Genomic DNA, 21,554 nt, shown 5'->3' with positions numbered 1-21,554 from the left:
GTCCGTGAGCCGAGCATTCGCGTTCAATTTCGGGTTTATGAGAGTGCCGGACTGGATGGATTCTTATATTGGTGTGCTCTTTGTCATCACCTGCATTTTCTGGCTTGGCCTGGCGGCGACGAAACCGAGGGGCGTTCCGTTCAAGCAGCTTGCAAACGTCAAGATCTCGCCGCTAGCGAAGTTCTTCCGCGTCGGCCTGCTCATCGCCTTCACCATCCTGATGGTCATCTTTTTTGCCGGGATGGGGCTCAGACGATACGCTGAGATGACGGGCGCAGCGTAAAGCCGCGCGCCGATTTTGTCAGTCAACGCGGGATAGTTGGCGCCCAGCCAACCGCTGCCGCCTCAGGCCGGCTCGTGCTTCAGCGCCTGCGCCATGCAGTGGATGCCGCCGCCGGTCTTTGAGATCTCGCTCACGTCGACAATCGCCAGTTCGAAACGGTGTGCCTCGAACTGGCAGGTCAGCGTCTGGCTCGACGTCAAAGCGATCAGCGATAGAACGCTTCAAGCGGCCCGCAGGTTCTCTTTCGGGCGCAAATTCTGGTTCATGCGGAACAGGTTCAGTGGGTCGTAGCGCTGCTTGATTTCCAGAAGCCGCCGATGGTTGCCACCATAGGCCGCTTCGACCCGGTCAACCTCGTCCTCCGGCATGAAGTTCACATAGACGGTGCCGGCCGCATAAGGCTTGGCCGCCTCGTAGATCGCACGAGCCCAGTCGGTGCAGGCCTTGTCCATCGCCGGTTCGCGCCAGCGGGCGTGAACGTTCATGACGAAATGCGAACTGCGCTGTGGAAACGCCGTAGCATCCGCCTTGACGCGACCTGCCGCGCCGCCGACATGGCCGACAAATATCTCGCATTCGGGTCCCGGCAGCTTGGCTATTGCCCCCGTGACGACCGCAGCCGCCTCCTCGGAAAACTCGGTGAAGTCATGGCTCTTCCAGTAGTTGCGGGCGCCGGGCGCAAGTAGCGGGTCGAATGCTTGCTGCCAGCCGGTGAACGGGCTGGGGCCGACGACATCGGCAATCGGCGTGCCGATGGCTCGAAGCTTATGCGTCGCCTTTTCGCCTGCGGCGATGTCGCCGCAATAGCACATGGCCAGAACCAGCACCTCCTTGCCATGCCATTCGGCCGGCAGGAAGGGCAGCGGCGGCGCCTGCCGCATGACCACCCAGCAGGTCAACTCGTCAGGAGCGGTTTCGAGCGCCTTGCGATACTCCTGCAGTACCTTTTCGGCATCGGCGAAGGGATGGACGACAAGCCCCGCCAGCACCTGCGGTCCAAGCTCATGGAGCTGGAACTCGAATGCCGTGACGACGCCGAAATTGCCGCCGCCGCCTCGCAGCGCCCAGAACAAGTCCGGATTTTCGGTCTGGCTGGCCCGGAGCAGTTTGCCGTCGGCGGTGACCACATCGGCAGAGGCAAGATTGTCGATGGTCAGGCCGAATTTGCGGGTTATCCAGCCGAAGCCGCCGCCCAGTGTCAGGCCGGATATGCCGGTGGTCGAGTTGATGCCGGTCGGCACCACCAGGCCGAAGGCCTGCGTTTCCTTGTCGACATCGGCAAGCGTCGCGCCCGGCCCGACCCATGCCCGCCGCGCAGCGACATCGACCCGCACCGACTTCATCAACGACAGATCAATCACCAGGCCACCATCGCAGACCGCACTTCCGGCAATGTTGTGGCCGCCGCCGCGCACGGAGACGAGAAGTCTGTTCTCCCTGGCGAAATTCACGGCACTGATGAYGTCGGAAGCGCCCACGCAGCACACGATCAGCCCAGGCCGTCGGTCGACCGTGGCATTCCAGACAGTCCGTGCTTCGTCGTAAGCGGCATCGCCTTCGCTCAGCACTGTGCCGCGCAAGAGTGCTGAAAATGCTTCCAAGGCAGCGGCGTCGATTGTCGTTTTGCCGCGTTCAAGCGTGGTGAGGCTCATGGTGTTCATGGTTTCCTCCCGATTTGCAGATGAGCCGTCCCCCTCCCCAAAAAACATCTTAACTGTGCGCTTATATTAGATATCGTGCAAGTTTCGCATTGGCCAGCGTTGCGGCGCCCAAGTGGGCGTCCGCAGCCGATGTAGTGATCGCATTGGCTTGGGCACATGCTTCTGCCAGCCGGCAATCTCAGCCGGTTTTCACGCCCAACCTTGCACCCTCGGCCGGCTGGATGCCGATCGTGAGCGAATGTGAACGAAGCAGCGCAGCGCTATTCCACTCCTCAGGACGGTTCGCGCTTCAGCGCTTGCGCCATGCAGTGGATGCCGCCGCCGGTCTTCGAGATCTCGCTCATGTCGACCGCCGCGACCTCGAAACCGCGTGCCTTGAGCTGGCCGATCAGCGACTGGCTGGAGGTCGGCGCGATCACCCGGTCCTTGCCCAGCGACATGAAGTTGCAGCCGAGCGCCATCGTATCCTGGAACGGCACGTCGATAATCTCGTGGCCCTTGCCCTTCAGCCAGTCGACGATGCCGGGTTCGGTGCAGGCGAGGCAGACGGCCGTCAGTTTCTCGGCGATTGGCACCACCATCAGGTCGATATGGACATAGTACTCGTCGATGAAAGCGATGCGGGTTTCCCAGCCTTCCTTGTCGAACCAGGCCTGCACCTGCCGCGCGCCTTCTTCCTGCGTGCGGGCGCCGCCGCAGCCGATCAATACGACGCCCTCTTCGATGACGTTGAAGTCGCCACCCTCGAACGTGCCCGCCGTGACCATGTCGTAGATTGGGATGCCGAGTTTTTCGTAGGTGCGGATCGCCGCGTAGTTCTCGCCGCGCCGCCACCAGTTGGCCATTGCGGTGATGAAGGCGCCGTAAGGCGTCATAACACTGGAATCGCGGGAATAGACCTGCATCGGCAGTTCCGGCGTCGGCTCGTGCCAGTGGATGTTGACGCCGAAATGCTCATAGGCGGCGACGAGGTCCTTGTGCTGCGCCTGCGCGATCTGGACGTTGCAAGGCGCCTCGCGCAGATGCTTGCGCGACAGCGAGCTGGTCGACAGGTGGCGCAGGAAATTGGGCGAACCAAGCAGCACGTCGGTCAAGACATCGGTCTCGTTGGCAAAGCCCCAGGCGGTCAGAGGCTTGGTGCCGCCGGCCGGGTTGCGGCGCTGCAGCGAAAACGGCTCGGCGACGATGCGGTCATGAACGGTCATGGGGTTCTCCTCGTGCTTGATCATGCGTTTGACTTGGGCTGGTTGCCCGGTATCCACCAGTCTCGTCCGCGCGGGGTGGTGACATACTCCGGCCACCGAAATCCAATCGGCGGTTCGTAGTCGCAGAGCGGCGCGATCCAGTTCGAGCCTCCGATTCCTCCGCCGGTGCGGGCGACGAATTCATTCATCGCCGAATCGCGGGCGGCCTGGTCTTCCAGCAGCCGAAGGGCGGCGAGCGCGATGGTCTTCGATGCGCAGGTGACCATCGGGTCGATGGTGGCGGGAATGCCGCCCAGAGCGTTCATCACCCATGACGGATAGGGGTAGCCGGTTTCCGAGCGCAGCGCCGGGCGGGCGACATAGAAGCGCGCCGTCGGCGCATGCCAGCTCATGTCGGTGTAATCGTCGGAGGTCGAATTCACCTGCGAGGGCGGTAGATCGCGGCGCAGGATCGCTTCCGCCGCCTGCGGCTCGATCAGGCGCTCAAGTTCTTCGATGAACGGCTCGTCGCTCGCCATGCGCCCGGCATTGACCTGCATGTCGCGCGCGATTGCCTTGGCGTCCTCGTCCCAGCGCGGCGGCCCGACGGTCGACAGCGATTCATAGGCGATTTCGGCCATGGCGTGATTGGCCAGCCCGGGCCGCGACTTCGACACCCAATGCCGCTCGTGGCGGCAGCCGCTCACGGCGGCAGCGGCCTCGGCATTCCGGTCGAGCACGGCGGTGACCTGTTCGGCCATCGCCAGCGTCGGCACGCGGATCATGTACTGGATTTCGGCCAGCTCGGCCGGCAGGTTGTCGGCGGTCGCCTGGCCGGCGGTGAGGATCGCCTCGCTGATCGACCAGCCGCCCTGGTGCGGCAGCATGGAATCGCGCAGCGCCTTGGACGCCATGTACATCATCATGAGCGCGTCGTTGGCGCCGGGCGCGCGCACCGCCGAATGCGCCTGCGGAATGGGTGCCGCGTCGCCCGCCGCCCGCGCCCAGCGCTCCGGTTGGTCGCAGATGAAGCGATAGATCATCGCGTAAGCTGCGCCGCAATGCGTGTCCCAGCGCGCCGTGTTGCAGAGCGGCAGCATGTAGAACGGATGGAAGGAGATCATGCCGGCAAGGCCGTCATAATAGCCCTTGGCGGCATGGATCGGCTTTGACCCGCGCACCTTTTCCGCCGGCTCGCCGGTGAAGCGCAGCGTGCCTGGAATGCCGTGGCGCTGCATCGCCGCCTTGGTCGCCAGCAGCCCGCCAAGGCCCGAAATGCCCAGCCCGGAATGCGGGTCGGTATGACCCCCGGCATGTTCGGAGAGGCCTGGGCGCGGACGCTTGACGGTGGCGGCATCCTGGCAATTGCCCGGCACCGCGTCGTATTCGGCGTACATGCCGATGGTCGGGCCGGGACCGTTGGTCCAATGGGCACAGAAGGCGGTGGGCATGCCGCCGGAACCTTCTTCGACGGAAAAGCCTTCGCGCCTCAGCCGCTCCACGTACCAGGCGGCAGATTGATACTCGCGCCATGCGGTCTCGCCGAAGTCGAAAATGGTCCGCGTCCACGCCGACAGCAACGGCTGGATGTCGTCGAGACAGGCAAGGGCGGTTGTTTGCGCCGAGGTGGCCACGGGTTCCTCCATGAGACGAGAAGAAAGCAGTGAAGCGGTTCGCTAGAAAGTGATATGTTTTCCCGGCTCATGCAAATTCGGTTCACCTGAGGCCTCTTGCGCATACCATCCACCCAGGCGCTGCGTGCGCTCGACAGCTTCGCTCGTCATGGCAGCGTCTGGCGCGCCGCCGACGAGTTGCATCTGACCCGCAGCGCGGTCAGCCATCAGCTTCGCCTGCTTGAACGCGACCTTGGCTTCGATCTGCTCGAACGCATCGGCAAGGGCGTGGCGCTGACGCCGCGTGGCCAGCGCTATGCCAGCGACGTGCGCAAAGCGTTGACCGTGCTGGGCGATGCGGTGACGCGCCATGCCGGCACAGGCGTCGGCGGCTCGTTCAGCATCAGCTGCACGCCGGGCTTCGCCTCGCTGTTCCTGTGCACCCATATCGGCGAGTTCAGGCAGATGTACCCCGATGTCGCGCTGCGCATCCTGACGCCGCGTCGGCTGGATGACGTCAGCAATGCCGACGCGGACGCCTTCATCGCCTTTGGCGTTGGCAATTGGCCGAACCGGGCCGCCGAACTGTTGTGCGAGATTTCCTTTACGCCGCTCTGCAGTCCGATGCTCCTCAACAAGGTCGGCGGATTCTCCAAGCCCGCCGATGTGCTGCGCGCCACGCTCCTGCATCTCGGCGACACCGAGGATTGGGCGCGCTGGCTGGCTCTATCCAAGGTCGAGAACCCCGACCCGGAAGGCGGTATCTTCTTTTCCGACATGAATCTCGTCTTCTCGGCCGCGATCGCCGGCCAGGGAATGGCCATGGGCGACGAACTGACCAGCGGCAAGGCCCTGGCCGAAGGCAGGCTCGTGCGTCCCTTCGACATCGCGATCAAATCGCCGCGCTCCTACTTCCTCGTCTCAGAACACGCCAAGGCGACGCATCCGGTGCTTGACGCGTTTGCCGGATGGCTGCGATCGAAACTCGCGGAGAGCATTGCCAAGGTCATGGCCGACCACGGGCGCCACCGATTGGACAGATGAATGGAATTTGCCGATCCGGCGAAAACTATTTGGTTGCGGTGAGGCCGCACGCTGCCCTACGATTTCTTTTTGGAATTGAGGAAACAGGCAGGATGCAGCAACCCGGCCGGGCCGCAGAGATCAAGGCAATCGGAATCGGCAAGAGCTTTGGCTCGTTCCGTGCGCTGGACAATCTGACGCTCGATATTGGCCGTGGCGAGTTCCTTACCCTGCTCGGGCCGTCTGGTTCGGGCAAGACCACCTTCCTGATGATCCTGGCCGGCTTCGTGCAACCGACCGAGGGCCGGCTGTTCAGCGACGGCGTCGACATCACCGACCGACCGGCCGAACAGCGCGCGGCCGGCATGGTGTTCCAGGGCTATGCGCTGTTCCCGCATATGAGCGTGGAAGCCAACATCGCCTTCCCACTCAAGGTGCGCAAGAAATCGGCGGCCGACATCAAGCGCCGAGTCGGCGAGATGATCGAGCGCGTGGGCCTCAAGGGCCACGAGAAGAAGCTACCGGCGCAACTTTCAGGCGGTCAGCAGCAGCGCGTCGCGCTCGCCCGCGCGCTGGTGTTCGAGCCGGGCGTGCTGTTGCTCGACGAGCCGTTTTCCGCGCTCGACAAGGGCCTGCGCGGCCAGATGCAGGCCGAGATGAAGCGGCTGCACCAGGAGACCGGCACCACCTTCGTCTTCGTCACCCACGACCAGAGCGAGGCGCTGGCGCTGTCGTCGCGCGTCGCCATCTTCAATCATGGCAAACTGCTGCAGGTCGGAGCACCCGACGACGTCTACGACAGGCCGGACAACCGCTTCGTCGCCGAGTTCCTCGGCGAGATCAACATGCTGCCGCTGAAGGGGGTGCGCCCGGCCGACAATGGCTCGACCGGCCTCTGCGAAGACCGCGCGGTCTCCATGCGCTGCAAGGCTGAGACGGTGCGCGGCGATGCAATCCTGGCGATCCGGCCCGAATACATGTCGATATCAGGCGAGGCGGCGGCGGGCGAGAACGGCATCGCCGCGACCGCGACCAACTCCACCTATCTTGGCGCGGCAACGCGGCTTGACCTGACGACGCGGCAAGGCGCGAAGGTCACGGTCTCGGTGCCCAACGAGATAGCTGCCGCCGCCTTGAGCAAGGGCAACTCCGTCTGGCTCACCTGGCCTGCGGAAAAGGGTTTCCTCCTTCCGCATGGAGGACAATGACGAACGGTGTGGCGAGATATCGGCGCCACCGCTTTCCGGTACTATCAACGACAAAAAAGGGGAACTGACATGACAAATGACACCAAGAAACAAGCCATCGAGAGCCTGTCCGCAAGGGCAGGGCGCGGCGAGATTTCGCGCCGGCAATTCGCACAGCTGGCGGCAATCGTGCTGGCCGGCACGCCGATGCTGTTGCGCTCGACCGGAGCCTTCGCCGCTGCGAAGGAACTGGTGCTGGTCAACTGGGGCGGCGACGCCATCACCGCCTATGATGCCGCCTATGGCCAGGCCTTCACCAAGGACACCGGCATAACCGTCAAGATGGACGGCTCCGGCCCGACCGAAGGCGCGATCGCCGCGCAGTTCAAGAGCGGCGCGCCGACCTGGGACCTCGTCGACGTCGACCCGTTCTCGGCCATCACGCTCGGCGCGCAAGGCATGCTCGAGCCGATCGACTACAACATCGTCGACAAGAAGAAGATGCGGCCCGGATTCGGCTGGGACTTTGCCGCTTCGACCTATTTCTTCTCCTATGTCATCGCCTATGATTCCGAGAAATACGGCAAGGACGCCCCGACCGGCATGGCCGATTTCTTCGACGTGAAAAAATTCCCCGGCAAGCGCTCGCTCTACAAATGGGGCGTGTCGAGCTGGGAGGCAGCCCTTCTGGCCGACGGCATCGCGCCCGCCTCGCTCTACCCGCTCGACCTGAAGCGCGCGCACGACAAGATCGCCGCCTTCAAGGAGAACGTCGTTGCCTATTGGGGCGGCGGTGCCGAGAGCCAGAGCGTGCTGCTCAATGGCGAGGCCTCGATGGCGATCGTCTGGTCGACCCGCGCTTCCCTGATCGAGCAGGATTCCGGCGGCAAGATCAAGTTCATCTGGGACCAGGGGCTGATCTCGCCCGGCGCGCTCGCCGTGCTCAAGGGCAATCCCGGCGGCAAGGAAGCGGCCATGAAGTTCATCGCCAGCGCCCAGGACCCGCAAAAGCAGCTGGTCATGTTCGACAAGCTCGGCCAGGGCCCAGCAAACCCGGCCGCCGACGCGCTGATCCCTGCCGACAAGAAGCGGATCAACCCGGTCGACCCCGAGAACATGAAGAAGCAGATCGCGCTCGATATGGACTGGTACGCCAAGAACTACGGGCCAGCGCTCGACGAATACACCAAGATCATCTCCGCCTGACCGAGGCAGGGATTATCGGGTCGACATGAGAGCATATCTCTCCGACAGGATGGGCGCGGCGCTGTTGATGGCGCCGCTGCTCCTGTTTCTTGTCCTGGCCTATGCCTGGCCGTTCCTCGGCGTCGTCAAATGGAGCTTTACGCTGCCGACGCCGGGGCTCGGCCAGTATGAGGCGCTGCTCACCGACGATCTGGTGCAGTCGGTGTTCATCCGCACGCTGCGCATCGCGGCGGTCGTCACCGTGGTCTCGGTGGCCGCTGCCTATGCCATCACCGTCGTCTGGGTGCGCGGAACCCCGGCTCAGCGCCTGGTTGCCGAGTTCTGCATTCTCGTTCCGTTCTGGATCTCGGTGCTGACCCGCGCCTTCGGCTGGGTGGCGCTACTGTCCAATCGCGGCCTGATCAACACCTGGCTGCAGGCGATCGGCTTCATTTCCGAACCGCTGGCGCTGGTGCGCAACGAATTCGGCGTCATCGTTGGCATGACGCATTTTCTCATTCCTTTCGCCGTCTTTCCGCTGGCGTCTGCCATGCGCAGCCTCGACGACCGCGTGCTGTTGGCAGCGCGCGGGCTCGGCTCCAGCCGCATGCGCACCTTCTGGTCGGTCTTCGTGCCCATGACCCGCTCCGGCATCATCGGCGCGGCCCTCATCGTCTTCGTGTTTTCGCTGGGCTTCTTCGTGACGCCGGCGATCCTCGGCGGCGGTCGCAGCGTCATGGTCGCCGAGCTGATCTATCTGAGGATATTCCAGAGCCCGGACTGGGGGCTGGGCGCGGCGATCAGCGTCGTGCTGGTGCTGTTCGTCGGCGCGCTGATGGCGCTCTTGTTCCGTTATGTCAGACCGAAGCAATTGATCTGATGCCGACTTATCGCCCCGGTCCCGTCTCCCTGATCATCGCGGCCTTCGTGGCGCTGTTCCTGCTGATGCCCTTGCTCGCCGTCATCCCGGTGTCGCTGACGCCGAGCCGCATGCTGGCCATGCCATCAGGCGAACTGTCGCTGCGCCACTACAGGGCGCTGATCGAGGATCCGCGCTGGATCGATTCGATCCTGCTCAGCATCCGCATCGGCATCGTCAGCAGCGCCTTTTCCACCGTGCTGGCGCTGTGCTTCAGCCTCGGCGTGTGGATGTTCCAGCCGCGTTTCACCGCGGCGCTCGTCGGCTTCGTGCTGCTGCCCATGGTCGTGCCGCCGGTGGTCTCGGCCATCACGCTCTACTTCCTGCTCACCTCGATCTCYGGCTTCAGCTCGCTCTTCGGCTACGACACGTGGCTTGGCGTTGCCATGGCCCATTCGGTGATGACGGTGCCCTTCGCCACCGTGCTGATGCTGGTCTCGCTCAGCCAGCTCGACCGGCGCATCGACCTCGCCGCGCGCGGCCTTGGCGCGTCGGTATGGGAGCGAGCCACCCGCATCATCATGCCCAACATCAAGTTCGGCATCATCACCGCGGCACTTTTGTCCTTCGTGCTGTCCTGGGAAGAGATCGGCGTCACGCTGTTCATCACCTCGGTCAACGCCATCACGCTGCCCAGGMTGATGTGGATGGGGCTGCGCGACAACATCGATCCGGCGATCGCCGCGCTTTCCGTGATTCTGATCATCATCACGGTGCTGGTGCTTGCGCTGCGCAGTTTCGTGGTTAGGTTGCGCGGCGTCCGGTGATTGGCAAGCCGGGCAGAATCCGGATACCCTTGGAGGCGATCCCGGCACATGATCGGCAAGCCGCTACGATGAAGGAAAACGATGACCGCGTCCGGCGACTTGCAGCAGGCCTTGTTCCAGAGATTGAGGAGCGATGCATCGCTGTCGGCGCTGCTGGGCGGCGCCGGGCTGCTCGAACACGCGGCCGACAACGCCGCCTTTCCCCACGTAACCTGCGGCCAGACCAGCGCCTTCGACTGGGATACCGGGGTCCAGAACGATGCCGACCAGTTGGTCACGCTGCACGTCTGGTCGAAAACCCATGGCGAGGCCGAAACGCGTGCCATCATGGACAGCATCAAGGCGCGCCTCGCCGACGCGGTGCTGATCATCGGCCCGCGTGGACAGACACGCCTCGTGCTGGAATTCGCCGAGGCCCGCTATGACGAGGACCTGCTCGTGCATCATGGTTTGCTGCGTTTTCGCGCCATAACGCAGGATAGTGACTGATGCGCTTTCAATATGGTCCAAACGGGGTCTAGACTGACACTTCCGGGATTTCGTCGGGTGGGCGGCGAAATTCGATCGGTCGACTCGCGTTTCAGGGGTAGCGGGCATGGTCTTGGTGGCGTTCACTGTTCATTTCACGTTCAGCACCGATGCGTTACAACGCCAGCCATGAAAACGCTTCGCTCCCACTTCCGAACCGCGACACTGGCGCTCTGTGCTGCCGGGCTGTTTGCGTCGCAGGCGATGGCGACACCGGTCATCACGCCTGACCAGGGCGGCCCGATCGTTTTGGCGGCTTCCGATTGCTACGCCATCGGCCAGCAGGTGGCCGCGCAGAATGGCGGAACGCTGGCCAAGGCCTCGCAATCGACCCGCGGCGGCCAGCCGGTCTGCGTCATCGTCGTGCTCGTCCCGGGCAAGGACGGGCAGCGTCCGCGCCGCTCCGAAATCGTCGTGCCGCAGAACTGACCAATCTTTCATCTTACAGGCCTTCGTTTCCCAGGCCGCCGGAATCGGCCTATATCTGCCCCCAGCTCATCAACAGGTATCGATTTTCGCATGCGCGTACTCGTCGTCGAGGATGACAAGGATCTCAACCGGCAGATATCGGACGCGCTGGTCGATGCCGGCTATGTCGTCGACCGCGCCTTCGATGGCGAGGAGGGGCATTTCCTCGGCGACACCGAGCCCTACGATGCCGTCGTGCTCGACATCGGCCTGCCGCAGATGGATGGCATCAGCGTGGTCGAGCGGTGGCGTCGCGGCGGCCGCAAGATGCCGGTGCTGATCCTGACGGCGCGCGATCGCTGGAGCGACAAGGTCTCCGGCATCGACGCCGGCGCCGACGACTATGTCACCAAGCCGTTCCACATCGAGGAGGTGCTGGCGAGGCTCAGGGCCCTGATCCGGCGCGCCGCCGGCCATGCCTCGTCCGAACTGACCTGCGGGCCGCTACGCCTCGACACCAAGGCGTCGAAGGCCGATGTCGACGGCGTGCCGCTGAAACTGACCTCGCACGAGTTTCGCCTGCTTGCCTATCTGATGCATCATATGGGCGAGGTGGTCTCGCGGACCGAACTGGTCGAACATCTCTACGACCAGGATTTCGACCGCGATTCCAACACCATCGAGGTCTTTGTCGGGCGACTGCGCAAGAAGATGGGCATCGACATGATCGAAACCGTGCGCGGCATGGGCTACCGCATGCGTGAGCCGGAGGCGTAACTCGGAACCGCTCAAACAAACCGCAAGGACGCCGCTTTCGCTGCGTTTGTGGCCGCGTTCGCTGACCTTCCGTGTGATCGCCTTTTCCACGGTGTGGGCGATCGTGACCCTTGTCATCATCTTCACCCTGATCACCACGCTCTATCGCCAGGCCAGCGAGCGCGGCTTCGACAGCCTGCTTTCGGCGCATCTGTTCAACCTGATCGGCTCCATCGGCATTTCCGATAACGGTGCGCTCACCGGTGCTCCCGATCTCGGTGACCTGCGGTTCTCGGAGCCGAATTCGGGCTGGTACTGGTCGGTGGAGCCTGCTTCGGAAGGCGTGCACGGAGATCTTCACTCGTCGTCGATGACCAAGACGATCCCATCGCCCGATGTCGCCGATGTGCCCTTCAATTCCAGTTTCCAGCGCAGCTATGCGACCGAAGGCATCAACGGGGAGCAACTCGAAGTGTTCGAGAGCGAATTCGTTCTCGACTCCAAGAACCGCGCCGCGCGCTTCCGCGTCATGGGCAACCAGAGCGAACTCGAACAGGAAATCTCAACCTTCCAGCGCCGCCTGCTAACTTATCTCAGCCTGTTCGGTGTCGGCATGATCGCGATCAACGCGATCGCCATCCTGCTCGGCCTGCAGCCGCTGCGCCGGGTCAGGAATGCACTTGCCATGGTGCGCGAGGGCACGGCGCACAGGCTCGACGGCCAGTTTCCGGCCGAGATCGAACCGCTTGCCAACGAAACCAATGCGTTGATCGAAAACAACAGGCGTATCGTCGAGCGGTCGCGAACCCAGGTCGGCAATCTCGCCCACTCGCTGAAGACGCCGCTGGCGGTGCTGCTCAACGAGGGCCGGGCGCTTGGCGGCGCCAAGGGGCAGTTGATTGCCGAACAGGCCGCTTCCATGCAGAAGCAGGTCGATCACTATCTGCAGCGCGCCCGTGTCGCGGCGCAGCGCGACAGCGTCGTCTACCGCACGCCGGTGGCGCCATTGGTGCAGCGCATGGTGCGGGTTTTGCAGAAACTCAACCCGCAGACCAACCTGTCGCTGGCGCTGCCGGCGACCGACATCGTCTTCGCCGGCGAGCGCGAAGACCTTGAGGAATTGCTGGGCAATCTGCTCGAAAACGCGATGAAATGGGCTAAGAGCGCGGTGTTGGTATCGGTCGTGCCTTTGACCGGCAAGGACGAGGCGGCCAGCCTGTTTGAGATCAGCATCGAGGATGACGGCCCGGGCATTCCCGAGGACAAGGCGCGCGAGGCGATGAAGCGTGGACGGCGCCTGGATGAGACAAAGCCCGGAACAGGTCTGGGGCTGGCCATTGTCGCCGACCTCGTCAACGAGTATGGAGGCGTTCTGGCTCTCGAACGGTCCGGCATGGGGGGATTGAAGGCGGTGGTGCGATTGCGGAGCCTTCAATGATGCCTTTCCGAATCAATCCGAGATCGACGAACAGTATTTACTATGGCGGCATGTCTATTGATCCCAGCGGCCAAATTTCCGACAAATATCAATACTATGGCCATGCCGACTTCTTCGATGACGCGGCCCCCGGCTCATCCATGACAGGCTCCAACTCAAGAAAACCGGTTGTTGGCATGAAGATTCGCGTCGCGCTTGTTTCCGCATTGCTGGCCGTTTCCGGCTGCACCACCCTGAGCGGCAAGGGCCCCTCGGTTGCGCCGACGCCGGCCTCGACACCTCCGTCCAGCGGCAAGGTCACCACGACGATCATTTCGGCAATGGACGGCGGCCTGGTCGGCGGCTCGATCGGCAACGGCCTGAGCGAGACCGAGAAGCGCAGCGCGCTCGAGGCGGAATACAAGGCGCTCGAATATACGACCAGTGGCCAGAAGGTGGCGTGGAAGGGCGACCAGGCTTCGCACTATGGCGAGGTGGTTCCGGGCCAGCCCTACCGCGTCGGTTCGCAGGACTGCCGCCAGTACACGCAGACGGTGTTTGCCGGCGGAGCCGGCGTCACGGCGCGCGGTACCGCTTGCCGCAACGCCGACGGTAGCTGGACGCCGCTGACCTGACGATCAACCGGATCCGGCTGATGTCCGGCCGGTTGATGTCGATCAAGGACATGCGGCGCGCCTGCCGTCAAAGCGTCGCAGGATGCATCTGTTGGCAGGGCATGGCTCTGCCTTTATTGGAAGAACCATGCTGTTCTGGGTCATAGCCGCAATTCTCACGCTGGGTGCGAGCCTGGCGGTGCTGCTGCCGCTGGCCGCCAGCTCGAACGGCGCGTCGTCGACCGGCGATCACGATCTGGAAGTCTATCGCGATCAGTTGTCCGAACTCGACCGCGACGCCGCGCGTGGCTTGATCCAGCCGGCCGAAGCGACTGAAGCGCGCGCCGAGATCGCGCGCCGCATCCTCCGCCTCGACAATGCGGCAGCGGCCGGCAAGGCATCCGTCAGGCAGGCCTCGGTCGCGGCGAGGCTGGTGGCGACCGCGGCCGTTCTGGCGGTCCCGCTGGTCAGCTGGGGGCTCTACAGCCAGCTCGGGTCTCCCGACCTGCCGTCGCAACCGCTCAGTGAACGATTGGCCAAGAATCCGGCCGACAGTTCGGTGGACGAGTTGGTGGCGCGGGCCGAGGCCCATCTTGCCGCCAATCCATCCGATGGCAGGGGGTGGGATGTGCTCGCCCCCGTCTATCTGCGCATGCAGCGCTTTTCCGATGCTGCGGCGGCCTATCGCAACGCCATTCGCCTCGACGGCGACAGCGCGGTCCGCCGGGCCGGTCTTGGCGAGGCGATCGCCAATGCGGCAGGCGGCATTGTCTCGGCCGATGCCCAGGATGCCTTTGAGGCCGCACTGAAGCTCGATCCGGCCAATGCGAAAGCCAGCTTCTACCTGGCCATGGCGCTGGCGCAGGAGGGCCGCGCCAAGGAGGCGGTCGCGTCCTGGCAGGCGATGCTGGGCAGGCTGCCGCCGGATTCGCCATGGCGCGGCGCGGTTGAGCAGGCGCTGGCCAAATCCGGCAGCCCCGAAGTCGCCTCCGGCGGCGCCACCAACGGCCCCAATGCCGGCGATGTCGACGCCGCTTCCTCCATGTCTCCCGCCGACAGGGAAGCCATGATCAACACCATGGTCGCCGGTCTCGACGACAAACTGCGGCAGAATCCGCGTGACCCGGAAGGATGGATGCGGCTCGTTCGTTCGTATGTCGTGCTCGGCAAGGCCGACCAGGCGCGTGACGCGCTGGGTCGCGCTATTGCCGTCTTCGGAGCCGACAGTGACGAAGCCAAGAAATTCACCGCCTTTGCCGCCTCGCTTGGCCTGACGGCGACGGARTAGGACTGACATGACGCGCAAGCAGAAACGATTGTCGGTGATCGCGGGCGGGCTGGCCTTCCTGGGCGCCGCCACCGGGCTGACCTTCTATGCGCTTGGCCAGAAGGCGTCCTATTTCTACATGCCGGTCGACCTCACCACCGCCAGTGTCCAGCCCGGCCAGCGCATCAGGCTGGGCGGACTGGTCGAAAAAGGCACGATCCAGCGCGGGCAGGGGGCGACGGTCGCCTTTTCGGTCACCGACACGCACAAATCGGTCAAAGTCACCTACACCGGCATCCTGCCCGACCTTTTCCGCGAAGAGCAGGGCGTCATCACCGAGGGCAGTTTCGGCCCTGACGGCACCTTCGTTGCCGACAGCGTGCTGGCCAAGCATGATGAGCGCTACATGCCCAAGGAGGTGGCCGACGGCCTGAAGGCCAAGGGCGTCTGGCAGGAGAGCAAGAGTGAGTAAGCAGGTTCCGCAAAGGGATCCCACGGTTTTGCGGCAAGAACCTGCGGCAAAACAAAAGTCTGGGCGCAACCATGGTTGAAACCGGACATTTCGCGCTGGTCCTGGCGTTTGCGCTTTCGCTGGTGCAGACCATCGTGCCGTTGTTTGGCGCACGCCTGAACAACCAGCGCCTGATGGCTGTCGGCGGTCCGGTCGCGGTGACAGGCTTTGCCTTGACGGCGCTGTCCTTCGTAGCGCTCGCGAGCGCCTATGCGAGTTCCGACTTCTCGGTGGCGAGCGTGTGGGAAAACTCGCATTCGCTGCAGCCGCTGATCTACAAGATCACCGGAACCTGGGGCAATCACGAAGGCTCGATGCTGCTCTGGGTGCTGATCCTGACCTTCTTCGGCGCGCTTGTCGCCGCCTTCGGATCAAACCTGCCGGCGACGCTGCGCGCCAATGTGCTTGCCGTGCAAGGCGCCATCGGCGCCGCCTTCTTCCTGTTCATCCTGGCGACGTCCAACCCGTTCATCCGGCTCAATCCGGCGCCGATCGAAGGCCGCGATCTCAACCCGATCCTGCAGGACCTCGGCCTCGCCATTCACCCGCCGTTTCTCTATCTCGGCTATGTCGGCTTCTCGATCTGCTTTTCCTTCTCGGTCGCCGCCCTCATCGAAGGGCGCATCGACGCGTCCTGGGCGCGCTGGGTGCGGCCGTGGACGCTGGTCGCCTGGATGTTCCTGACCGGCGGCATCGCCATGGGATCGTACTGGGCCTACTACGAGCTCGGCTGGGGTGGTTTCTGGTTCTGGGACCCGGTCGAGAACGCCTCCTTCATGCCGTGGTTGGCCGGCACCGCGCTGCTGCATTCGGCCATCGTCATGGAAAAGCGCTCGGCACTTAAGATCTGGACGCTGCTGCTCGCCATCCTGACTTTTTCGCTGTCGCTGCTCGGCACCTTCCTGGTCCGCTCGGRCGTGCTGACCTCCGTCCACGCCTTCGCCACCGATCCGACACGCGGCGTCTTCATCCTGTGCATCCTGACGCTGTTCATCGGCGGTTCGCTGGCGCTGTTCGCGCTGCGTGCCTCCCGGTTGACGGCCGGCGGCCTGTTTCACCCGATTTCGCGCGAAGGTGCGCTCGTCCTCAACAATCTGTTCCTGACCACGGCGACCGCGACCGTGCTCGTCGGCACGCTCTATCCGCTCGCCGTCGAGGCTTTCTCGGCCGACAAGATCTCGGTCGGCGCGCCGTTCTTCAACCTGACCTTCGGCCCGCTGATGGTGCCGCTGCTGGTGATGGTTCCGTTCGGGCCGCTGCTGGCCTGGAAGCGCGGCGATGTCTTCGCCGTCGCCCAACGCCTGATGGTGGCCTTTGCCGCCGCCCTTCTGGCGACGCTGGTCACTGCTCTGTTCATCGACGGCGCCTCTGTGTTCGCCGCACTTGGCGTCGGCCTCGCCGTCTGGCTGATCCTTGGCGCRCTCACCGATCTCGCGGTCAAGTCAGGCTTCGGCAACGTTGCTGCCGGGAACGTGGTCAGGCGCCTGCTCGGCTTGCCGCGCTCGGTCTTCGGCACTGCCTTTGCGCATCTTGGCCTTGGCCTTACCACGCTCGGCATCGTCGGCACGCTTTGCTTTGGCACGGAAAAAATCCTGTCGATGCATGCCGGCGAAACCGTCGAACTGTCCGGCCACGCGCTGCGTTTCGTCGGGCTTTACCCTGCCCAGGGTCCGAACTACAGCGAGGATCGCGGCCGCTTCGAACTGATCGGTGTCAGCGGCAGCGCGATTGGCGAAATCAGTTCCGCCAAGCGTTTCTATCCGGTGCGCCAGATGACGACGACGGAGTCGGGCATCAGGACGATGGGCCTCTCCCAGCTCTACATCTCGCTCGGCGACGAGGGCAAAGACGGCTCCGTCGTGGTGCGCCTGTGGTGGAAGCCGCTGGTGACGCTGATCTGGGGCGGCGGCCTGGTGATGATGGCAGGCGCGGCCATGTCGCTGATGGACAGGCGCCTGCGTGTCGGCGCACCGTCGCGCCGGCGCAAGCAGGCCAGTGCCGTGCCGTCCGCGGGCCGGCCATGAGCGCACGGCTTTCGCTGATCTCGATCGTGCTGCTGCTGGCGCTGCTTTTCGCCGGCGCGGCACAGGCGGTGAAGCCAGACGAGATGCTGGCCGATCCGGCGCTCGAGGCGAGGGCGCGGGCGCTATCCGAAGGCCTACGCTGCATGGTCTGCCAGAACCAGTCGATCGACGAATCTGACGCCGATCTGGCCCGCGACCTGCGCATCCTTGTGCGCCAGCGCCTCGTTGCCGGCGATACCGATCAGCAGGTGATGGACTATGTCGTGTCGCGCTACGGCGAGTTCGTCCTGCTGAAGCCGCGCTTCGAGCTGCGCAATGCCTTGCTGTGGGGTACGCCGGTCATCCTGCTGCTCGTTGGCGGCATTTTCATTGTGATGACCGCGCGGTCGCGTCGCACGCTGGCAACAAAATCCCTGTCCGCCGAAGAGCAGGCATCGTTGGACGCCATTTTGCGCCGCGACTGACGGTCACGAACGTCACCAAACATTACCAAAATTTCATGCGTCGGAAATAGCGCTGTAATGTTCGCCTCTCTAATTCTCTTTCCCGAGGATGCCGATCAAGGGCGTCCATTTGAAAGAGGATACGAGACCCCATGAGTATTGCCCCCAATTCATATTCCGTCACCCGCAAGCGTCTGATGGCCGCCGTCGCATCCATCGCCGTTGCCGGCGCGATCGGCATCGGTGCGCTGACGACTGGAACAGGGCCCGTTCTGGCCGATGCCGTGCGTGTCGAGGCGCCGCAGGTGCCGGGCTTCGCCGACGTCGTCGAGCGCGTTTCTCCGGCTGTGGTCAGCGTCAAGGTCAAGGCCAAGATCAGCCCGGTGGCCGATGACGGCTCCGATCAGTCCGACGATCCGGACGGCATGAACAACCTGCCCAACAATCCGCAGTTGCGCCGCTTCTTCAAGGAATTCCGTGGTTTTGGCGATCAGAACGGCGAGGGTGGCGGTAATCGCCGCTTCAGCCACCGCGACCACAACAACGACCAGCCGCGACCGGTTGCGCAGGGTTCCGGCTTCTTCATCTCCGATGATGGCTATCTGGTCACCAACAACCACGTCGTCGAGGAAGGCTCGGCCTTCACCGTGGTGATGAATGACGGCAAGGAACTCGACGCCAAGCTGATCGGCACCGACCCACGCACCGATCTCGCCGTGCTCAAGGTCGACGGCGTCGGCAAGTTCACYTATGTCGACTTCGCGGACGACTCCAAGGTTCGCGTCGGTGACTGGGTGGTGGCCGTCGGCAACCCGTTCGGCCTCGGCGGCACGGTTACCGCCGGCATCGTCTCGGCTCGTGGCCGCGACATCGGCGCTGGCCCCTATGACGACTTCATCCAGATCGATGCTTCGGTCAATCGCGGCAATTCGGGCGGCCCGACCTTCAACCTCAACGGTCAGGTCGTCGGCATCAACACCGCAATCTTCTCGCCGTCAGGTGGCAGCGTCGGCATCGCCTTCGACATTCCGGCTTCGACCGCCAAGCAGGTCGTTCAGGACCTGATGAAGAGCGGTTCCGTGCAGCGTGGTTGGCTCGGTGTCGAAATTCAGCCGGTCACCTCAGACATCGCCGAATCGCTGGGCCTGAAGTCGCAGAATGGGGCCTTGGTTTCCAGCGCCCAGGATGAGGGTCCCGGCAAGAAGGCCGGCATCATTGCTGGTGACGTGATCACCCAGGTCGACGGCAAGGACGTCGCTTCGCCGAAGGAACTGGCCCGGCTGATCGGCGCCTACTCGCCTGGCAAGTCGGTCGACGTCACCGTATGGCGTGATGGCAAGAGCCAGACGGTCAAGGTCGACCTCGGCAAACTGCCTTCGAGCGACAAGCAGGCATCGGCCGACCAGCAGCAGCCCGCCGCTCCGGCCAAGCCCGACTCGCTGGCCGATCTCGGCCTGACCGTCACCAAGTCCGAAAACGGCAAGGGACTGGTGGTGACCGATGTCGATCCCGACAGCGATGCCGCCGACCGCGGCATCCAGCCGGGCGACATCATCACATCGGTCAATTCGACCGAAGTGAATGCCACCGACGACGTCACCAAGGCGATGACCGAGGCGGTCAAGTCCGGCCGCAAGGCTGTGCTGATGCAGATCACCCGCGACGACAACAATCGTTTCGTCGCGCTGCCCGTCGCCAAGGGCTGAGGCACGTCGCCGGAGCGTCCTTGTCTTCTCCCTGCGGATGAGGGCGCTCCGGCGGCAGGTTCGACTTTTCCAGTGCGGCGGTTTCAACACCCCCGAGCCGCCGTACGGGAAAGCATGGTGGAGCGCGCGTTAGTCAGTCATCGCGCTCTCCCCGGCGGCAGCGGGCTTCCCATCGCCCGCTGCCGCACCCTCAAGGCATGTCGTCAAAAAGCGTTTCAGCGGTCTTGGCGCAACGAGGTCGGGACAAGGATTTTTTTCGCGCGCGGCTTCGGATGATCTTGATCGCGATGCGCTTTGGCAAAGGCCACAATGCAGATGTCTGCCACTCAACCTTCCAGCGAAATCGCGTATAACAGTCCTATGAAGATTCTCGTCATAGAAGACGATCGCGAGGCTGCGGATTACTTGCAGAAAGCCTTCGCCGAGGCCGGTCACACTGCCCATGTTGCCGGAGACGGCGAAACCGGCTTTGCGCTCGCCGACGCTGGCGACTACGACGTGATGGTCATCGACCGGATGATGCCGCGCCGCGACGGCCTGTCGGTCATTGCCGGCCTGAGGTCCAGGGGCAACACGACGCCGGTGCTGATCCTGTCGGCGCTCGGCGAGGTCGACGACCGGGTCACCGGCCTGCGCGCCGGCGGCGACGACTATCTGACCAAGCCCTATGCCTTCTCGGAGCTTCTGGCCCGTGTCGAGGTGCTGAACCGCCGCGCCAGCGCCAAGGAAGCGGAAACCGTCTACCGCGTCGGCGATCTGGAACTCGACAGGCTGTCGCATTCGGTCCGCCGCGCGGCGCGCGAGATTACGCTGCAGCCGCGCGAATTCCGCCTGCTGGAGTATCTGATGCGCCATGCCGGCCAGGTGGTGACGCGCACCATGCTGCTCGAAAATGTCTGGGACTATCATTTCGATCCGCAGACCAACGTCATCGACGTCCATGTTTCGCGGCTGCGCGGCAAGATCGAGAAGGGCTTCGACAAGTCCATACTGCATACCGTTCGCGGCGCCGGTTACATGCTGAAGAGCGGCTAGCAGCAGCATGGCCCTATCCGTGCCAGCCATCATGAAGACGACGGCAGCGCGGCTTTCGGCGCTCTACCTCCTGCTCTTCGCGCTCTGCGCCGTGCTGCTCGTCTTCTACATGACCTCGCTGTCGGCGCGCATGCTGACCGCGCAGACGCAGGAGACCATCAACGACGAAGTGCTCGGCCTCGCTCGCGCCTATCAGCGTGGCGGTCTGCCGATCCTGGTGCGCGTCGTCGAGCAGCGCTCGCGCCAGCCCGGCGCCAACCTCTATCTGATCGCCGACGCCAACGGCCAGATCCTGACCGGCAACGTGCAGAGCCTGGAGCCGGGCGTGCTCGAAACCGAAGGCTGGACCAACAGCCCGTTCTCCTATCAGCGCTTTGGTGAGGGAGAGCTCGAGCGGCAGCGCAATCTGCCGGCGGACCAGAGCACCACTCAATCCGATCCGAACGAACCGCAGGCGCAGGGCGAGAAGGGCCACAACGCCATCGCGCTGGTGCTTCGGCTGCCCAACCAGATGATCATGCTGGTCGGCCGCGATCTCGGCGAGCCGGAGCGGTTCCGCGCCGTCATCCGCCGCGCCCTGATGCTGGCGCTTGGCATGATGGGGCTGGGCGGACTGCTGATCTGGTTCTTTGTCGGCCGCGCCGCGCTGAAGCGCATCGACAGCGTGTCGGAAGCCAGCCGCCGCATCATGGGCGGCGATCTTTCCGGCCGGTTGCCGGTGACCGGCGCCGGCGACGAGTTCGACCGGCTATCCGAAAACCTCAATTCCATGCTGGCCAGGATCGCCACGCTCAACGAAGGCCTGAAACAGGTTTCCGACAACATCGCGCATGATTTGAAGACGCCGCTGACCCGGCTGCGCAACCGGGCCGAGGCGACGCTTGCGGGCAAGCACAAGACCACCGATTACCGTCAGGCGCTGGAAGGCACGATTGCCGAATCCGACCAGCTGATAAAAACCTTCAACGCCATCCTGATGATCTCCCGGCTGGAGGCTGGCTACTCCTCAGAGAACACCAACCG

The 21,554-nt window shown here is 63.9% G+C and carries 22 protein-coding genes; 18 read left to right on the top strand and 4 right to left on the bottom strand.

The features are described from left to right. Nucleotides 1-283, top strand: a 283-nt coding sequence (locus tag ACXJ7R_RS05995) for a hypothetical protein (RefSeq protein WP_457150995.1), incomplete at its 5' end; no start/stop codon positions are given. Nucleotides 284-345: 62 nt separating this feature from the next. Here ACXJ7R_RS05995 and ACXJ7R_RS05990 read toward each other — a convergent pair. The 4 genes from ACXJ7R_RS05990 to ACXJ7R_RS05975 form a co-directional block, all read right to left on the bottom strand. After that, complete coding sequence (locus tag ACXJ7R_RS05990; RefSeq protein ID WP_245331241.1) at nt 346-483, bottom strand: hypothetical protein; 138 nt, start codon at nt 481-483, stop codon at nt 346-348. 21 nt (nt 484-504) lie between these two features. Then, a complete protein-coding gene (locus ACXJ7R_RS05985) occupies nt 505-1,944 on the bottom strand; it encodes an FAD-binding oxidoreductase (protein ID WP_457150994.1) in 1,440 nt (479 codons plus the stop codon). A gap of 272 nt (nt 1,945-2,216) precedes the next feature. Beyond that, complete coding sequence (locus ACXJ7R_RS05980) at nt 2,217-3,149, bottom strand: dimethylarginine dimethylaminohydrolase family protein (RefSeq protein ID WP_457150993.1); 933 nt, start codon at nt 3,147-3,149, stop codon at nt 2,217-2,219. Between the two features lie 20 nt (nt 3,150-3,169). Then, nucleotides 3,170-4,774 carry an amidohydrolase gene (locus ACXJ7R_RS05975; RefSeq protein ID WP_457150992.1) on the bottom strand — a complete coding sequence of 535 codons (1,605 nt, stop codon included), beginning with the start codon at nt 4,772-4,774 and terminating at the stop codon, nt 3,170-3,172. Between the two features lie 84 nt (nt 4,775-4,858). Between ACXJ7R_RS05975 and ACXJ7R_RS05970 the strand changes: the two genes are divergently transcribed. The 17 genes from ACXJ7R_RS05970 to ACXJ7R_RS05890 form a co-directional block, all read left to right on the top strand. Then, on the top strand, nt 4,859-5,785 hold the full coding sequence (locus ACXJ7R_RS05970; protein ID WP_095089913.1) for a LysR substrate-binding domain-containing protein: 927 nt from the start codon (nt 4,859-4,861) through the stop codon (nt 5,783-5,785). Nucleotides 5,786-5,877: 92 nt separating this feature from the next. After that, a complete protein-coding gene (locus ACXJ7R_RS05965; RefSeq protein WP_457150991.1) occupies nt 5,878-6,972 on the top strand; it encodes an ABC transporter ATP-binding protein in 1,095 nt (364 codons plus the stop codon). 69 nt (nt 6,973-7,041) lie between these two features. After that, on the top strand, nt 7,042-8,157 hold the full coding sequence (locus ACXJ7R_RS05960) for an ABC transporter substrate-binding protein (protein ID WP_457150990.1): 1,116 nt from the start codon (nt 7,042-7,044) through the stop codon (nt 8,155-8,157). A 25-nt stretch (nt 8,158-8,182) separates the two neighbouring features. Beyond that, nucleotides 8,183-9,016, top strand: a complete 834-nt coding sequence (locus tag ACXJ7R_RS05955; protein ID WP_095089919.1) for an ABC transporter permease — start codon at nt 8,183-8,185, stop codon at nt 9,014-9,016. Further along, nucleotides 9,016-9,822: an ABC transporter permease gene (locus tag ACXJ7R_RS05950; RefSeq protein ID WP_457150989.1), complete on the top strand. Its 807-nt coding sequence runs from the start codon at nt 9,016-9,018 to the stop codon at nt 9,820-9,822. Before ACXJ7R_RS05955 ends, ACXJ7R_RS05950 begins: the two co-directional genes overlap by 1 nt. Before the next feature lie 81 nt (nt 9,823-9,903). Then, nucleotides 9,904-10,311, top strand: a complete 408-nt coding sequence (locus ACXJ7R_RS05945; RefSeq protein WP_095089923.1) for a DUF3168 domain-containing protein — start codon at nt 9,904-9,906, stop codon at nt 10,309-10,311. Nucleotides 10,312-10,479: 168 nt separating this feature from the next. Further along, nucleotides 10,480-10,779 (top strand): hypothetical protein, encoded by a 300-nt coding sequence (locus ACXJ7R_RS05940; protein ID WP_457150988.1) that lies wholly within the window; start codon nt 10,480-10,482, stop codon nt 10,777-10,779. A 90-nt stretch (nt 10,780-10,869) separates the two neighbouring features. Then, a complete protein-coding gene (locus tag ACXJ7R_RS05935) occupies nt 10,870-11,535 on the top strand; it encodes a response regulator transcription factor (protein ID WP_023812809.1) in 666 nt (221 codons plus the stop codon). Beyond that, a complete protein-coding gene (locus ACXJ7R_RS05930) occupies nt 11,519-12,952 on the top strand; it encodes an ATP-binding protein (protein ID WP_457150987.1) in 1,434 nt (477 codons plus the stop codon). The genes ACXJ7R_RS05935 and ACXJ7R_RS05930 overlap by 17 nt, the downstream gene beginning before the upstream one ends. Before the next feature lie 176 nt (nt 12,953-13,128). Continuing rightward, the gene (locus ACXJ7R_RS05925; protein ID WP_457150986.1) at nt 13,129-13,566 is read left to right on the top strand and encodes a hypothetical protein; all 438 of its coding nucleotides are present in this window, start codon (nt 13,129-13,131) and stop codon (nt 13,564-13,566) included. Nucleotides 13,567-13,693: 127 nt separating this feature from the next. After that, on the top strand, nt 13,694-14,833 hold the full coding sequence (gene ccmI, locus ACXJ7R_RS05920) for a c-type cytochrome biogenesis protein CcmI (protein ID WP_457150985.1): 1,140 nt from the start codon (nt 13,694-13,696) through the stop codon (nt 14,831-14,833). 7 nt (nt 14,834-14,840) lie between these two features. Then, complete coding sequence (ccmE, locus tag ACXJ7R_RS05915; protein ID WP_457150984.1) at nt 14,841-15,284, top strand: cytochrome c maturation protein CcmE; 444 nt, start codon at nt 14,841-14,843, stop codon at nt 15,282-15,284. Between the two features lie 71 nt (nt 15,285-15,355). Further along, a complete protein-coding gene (locus ACXJ7R_RS05910) occupies nt 15,356-17,347 on the top strand; it encodes a heme lyase CcmF/NrfE family subunit (RefSeq protein ID WP_457150983.1) in 1,992 nt (663 codons plus the stop codon). Further along, nucleotides 17,344-17,811 (top strand): cytochrome c-type biogenesis protein, encoded by a 468-nt coding sequence (locus ACXJ7R_RS05905; RefSeq protein ID WP_457150982.1) that lies wholly within the window; start codon nt 17,344-17,346, stop codon nt 17,809-17,811. Before ACXJ7R_RS05910 ends, ACXJ7R_RS05905 begins: the two co-directional genes overlap by 4 nt. Before the next feature lie 131 nt (nt 17,812-17,942). Next, complete coding sequence (locus ACXJ7R_RS05900; protein ID WP_457150981.1) at nt 17,943-19,496, top strand: Do family serine endopeptidase; 1,554 nt, start codon at nt 17,943-17,945, stop codon at nt 19,494-19,496. A gap of 360 nt (nt 19,497-19,856) precedes the next feature. Further along, on the top strand, nt 19,857-20,531 hold the full coding sequence (locus ACXJ7R_RS05895; RefSeq protein ID WP_167392270.1) for a response regulator transcription factor: 675 nt from the start codon (nt 19,857-19,859) through the stop codon (nt 20,529-20,531). A gap of 7 nt (nt 20,532-20,538) precedes the next feature. Beyond that, the coding region (locus ACXJ7R_RS05890) for a HAMP domain-containing protein (RefSeq protein ID WP_457150980.1) at nt 20,539-21,554 on the top strand (1,016 nt) is incomplete at its 3' end.

This window comes from Mesorhizobium sp. P5_C1, assembly GCF_054049815.1.
This window is presented reverse-complemented; position numbering and strand designations above follow the sequence as displayed.

What these genes read in the sequence shown, in the direction of transcription:
- ACXJ7R_RS05975 (WP_457150992.1), bottom strand. Translation starts at nt 4,774, where the DNA reads ATGGAGGAACCCGTGGCCACCTCGGCGCAAACAACCGCCCTTGCCTGT.
- ACXJ7R_RS05940 (WP_457150988.1), top strand. Translation starts at nt 10,480, where the DNA reads ATGAAAACGCTTCGCTCCCACTTCCGAACCGCGACACTGGCGCTCTGT.
- ACXJ7R_RS05960 (WP_457150990.1), top strand. Translation starts at nt 7,042, where the DNA reads ATGACAAATGACACCAAGAAACAAGCCATCGAGAGCCTGTCCGCAAGG.
- ACXJ7R_RS05895 (WP_167392270.1), top strand. Translation starts at nt 19,857, where the DNA reads ATGAAGATTCTCGTCATAGAAGACGATCGCGAGGCTGCGGATTACTTG.
- ACXJ7R_RS05925 (WP_457150986.1), top strand. Translation starts at nt 13,129, where the DNA reads ATGAAGATTCGCGTCGCGCTTGTTTCCGCATTGCTGGCCGTTTCCGGC.
- ACXJ7R_RS05945 (WP_095089923.1), top strand. Translation starts at nt 9,904, where the DNA reads ATGACCGCGTCCGGCGACTTGCAGCAGGCCTTGTTCCAGAGATTGAGG.
- ACXJ7R_RS05955 (WP_095089919.1), top strand. Translation starts at nt 8,183, where the DNA reads ATGAGAGCATATCTCTCCGACAGGATGGGCGCGGCGCTGTTGATGGCG.
- ACXJ7R_RS05905 (WP_457150982.1), top strand. Translation starts at nt 17,344, where the DNA reads ATGAGCGCACGGCTTTCGCTGATCTCGATCGTGCTGCTGCTGGCGCTG.
- ACXJ7R_RS05965 (WP_457150991.1), top strand. Translation starts at nt 5,878, where the DNA reads ATGCAGCAACCCGGCCGGGCCGCAGAGATCAAGGCAATCGGAATCGGC.
- ccmE (WP_457150984.1), top strand. Translation starts at nt 14,841, where the DNA reads ATGACGCGCAAGCAGAAACGATTGTCGGTGATCGCGGGCGGGCTGGCC.
- ACXJ7R_RS05980 (WP_457150993.1), bottom strand. Translation starts at nt 3,149, where the DNA reads ATGACCGTTCATGACCGCATCGTCGCCGAGCCGTTTTCGCTGCAGCGC.
- ACXJ7R_RS05935 (WP_023812809.1), top strand. Translation starts at nt 10,870, where the DNA reads ATGCGCGTACTCGTCGTCGAGGATGACAAGGATCTCAACCGGCAGATA.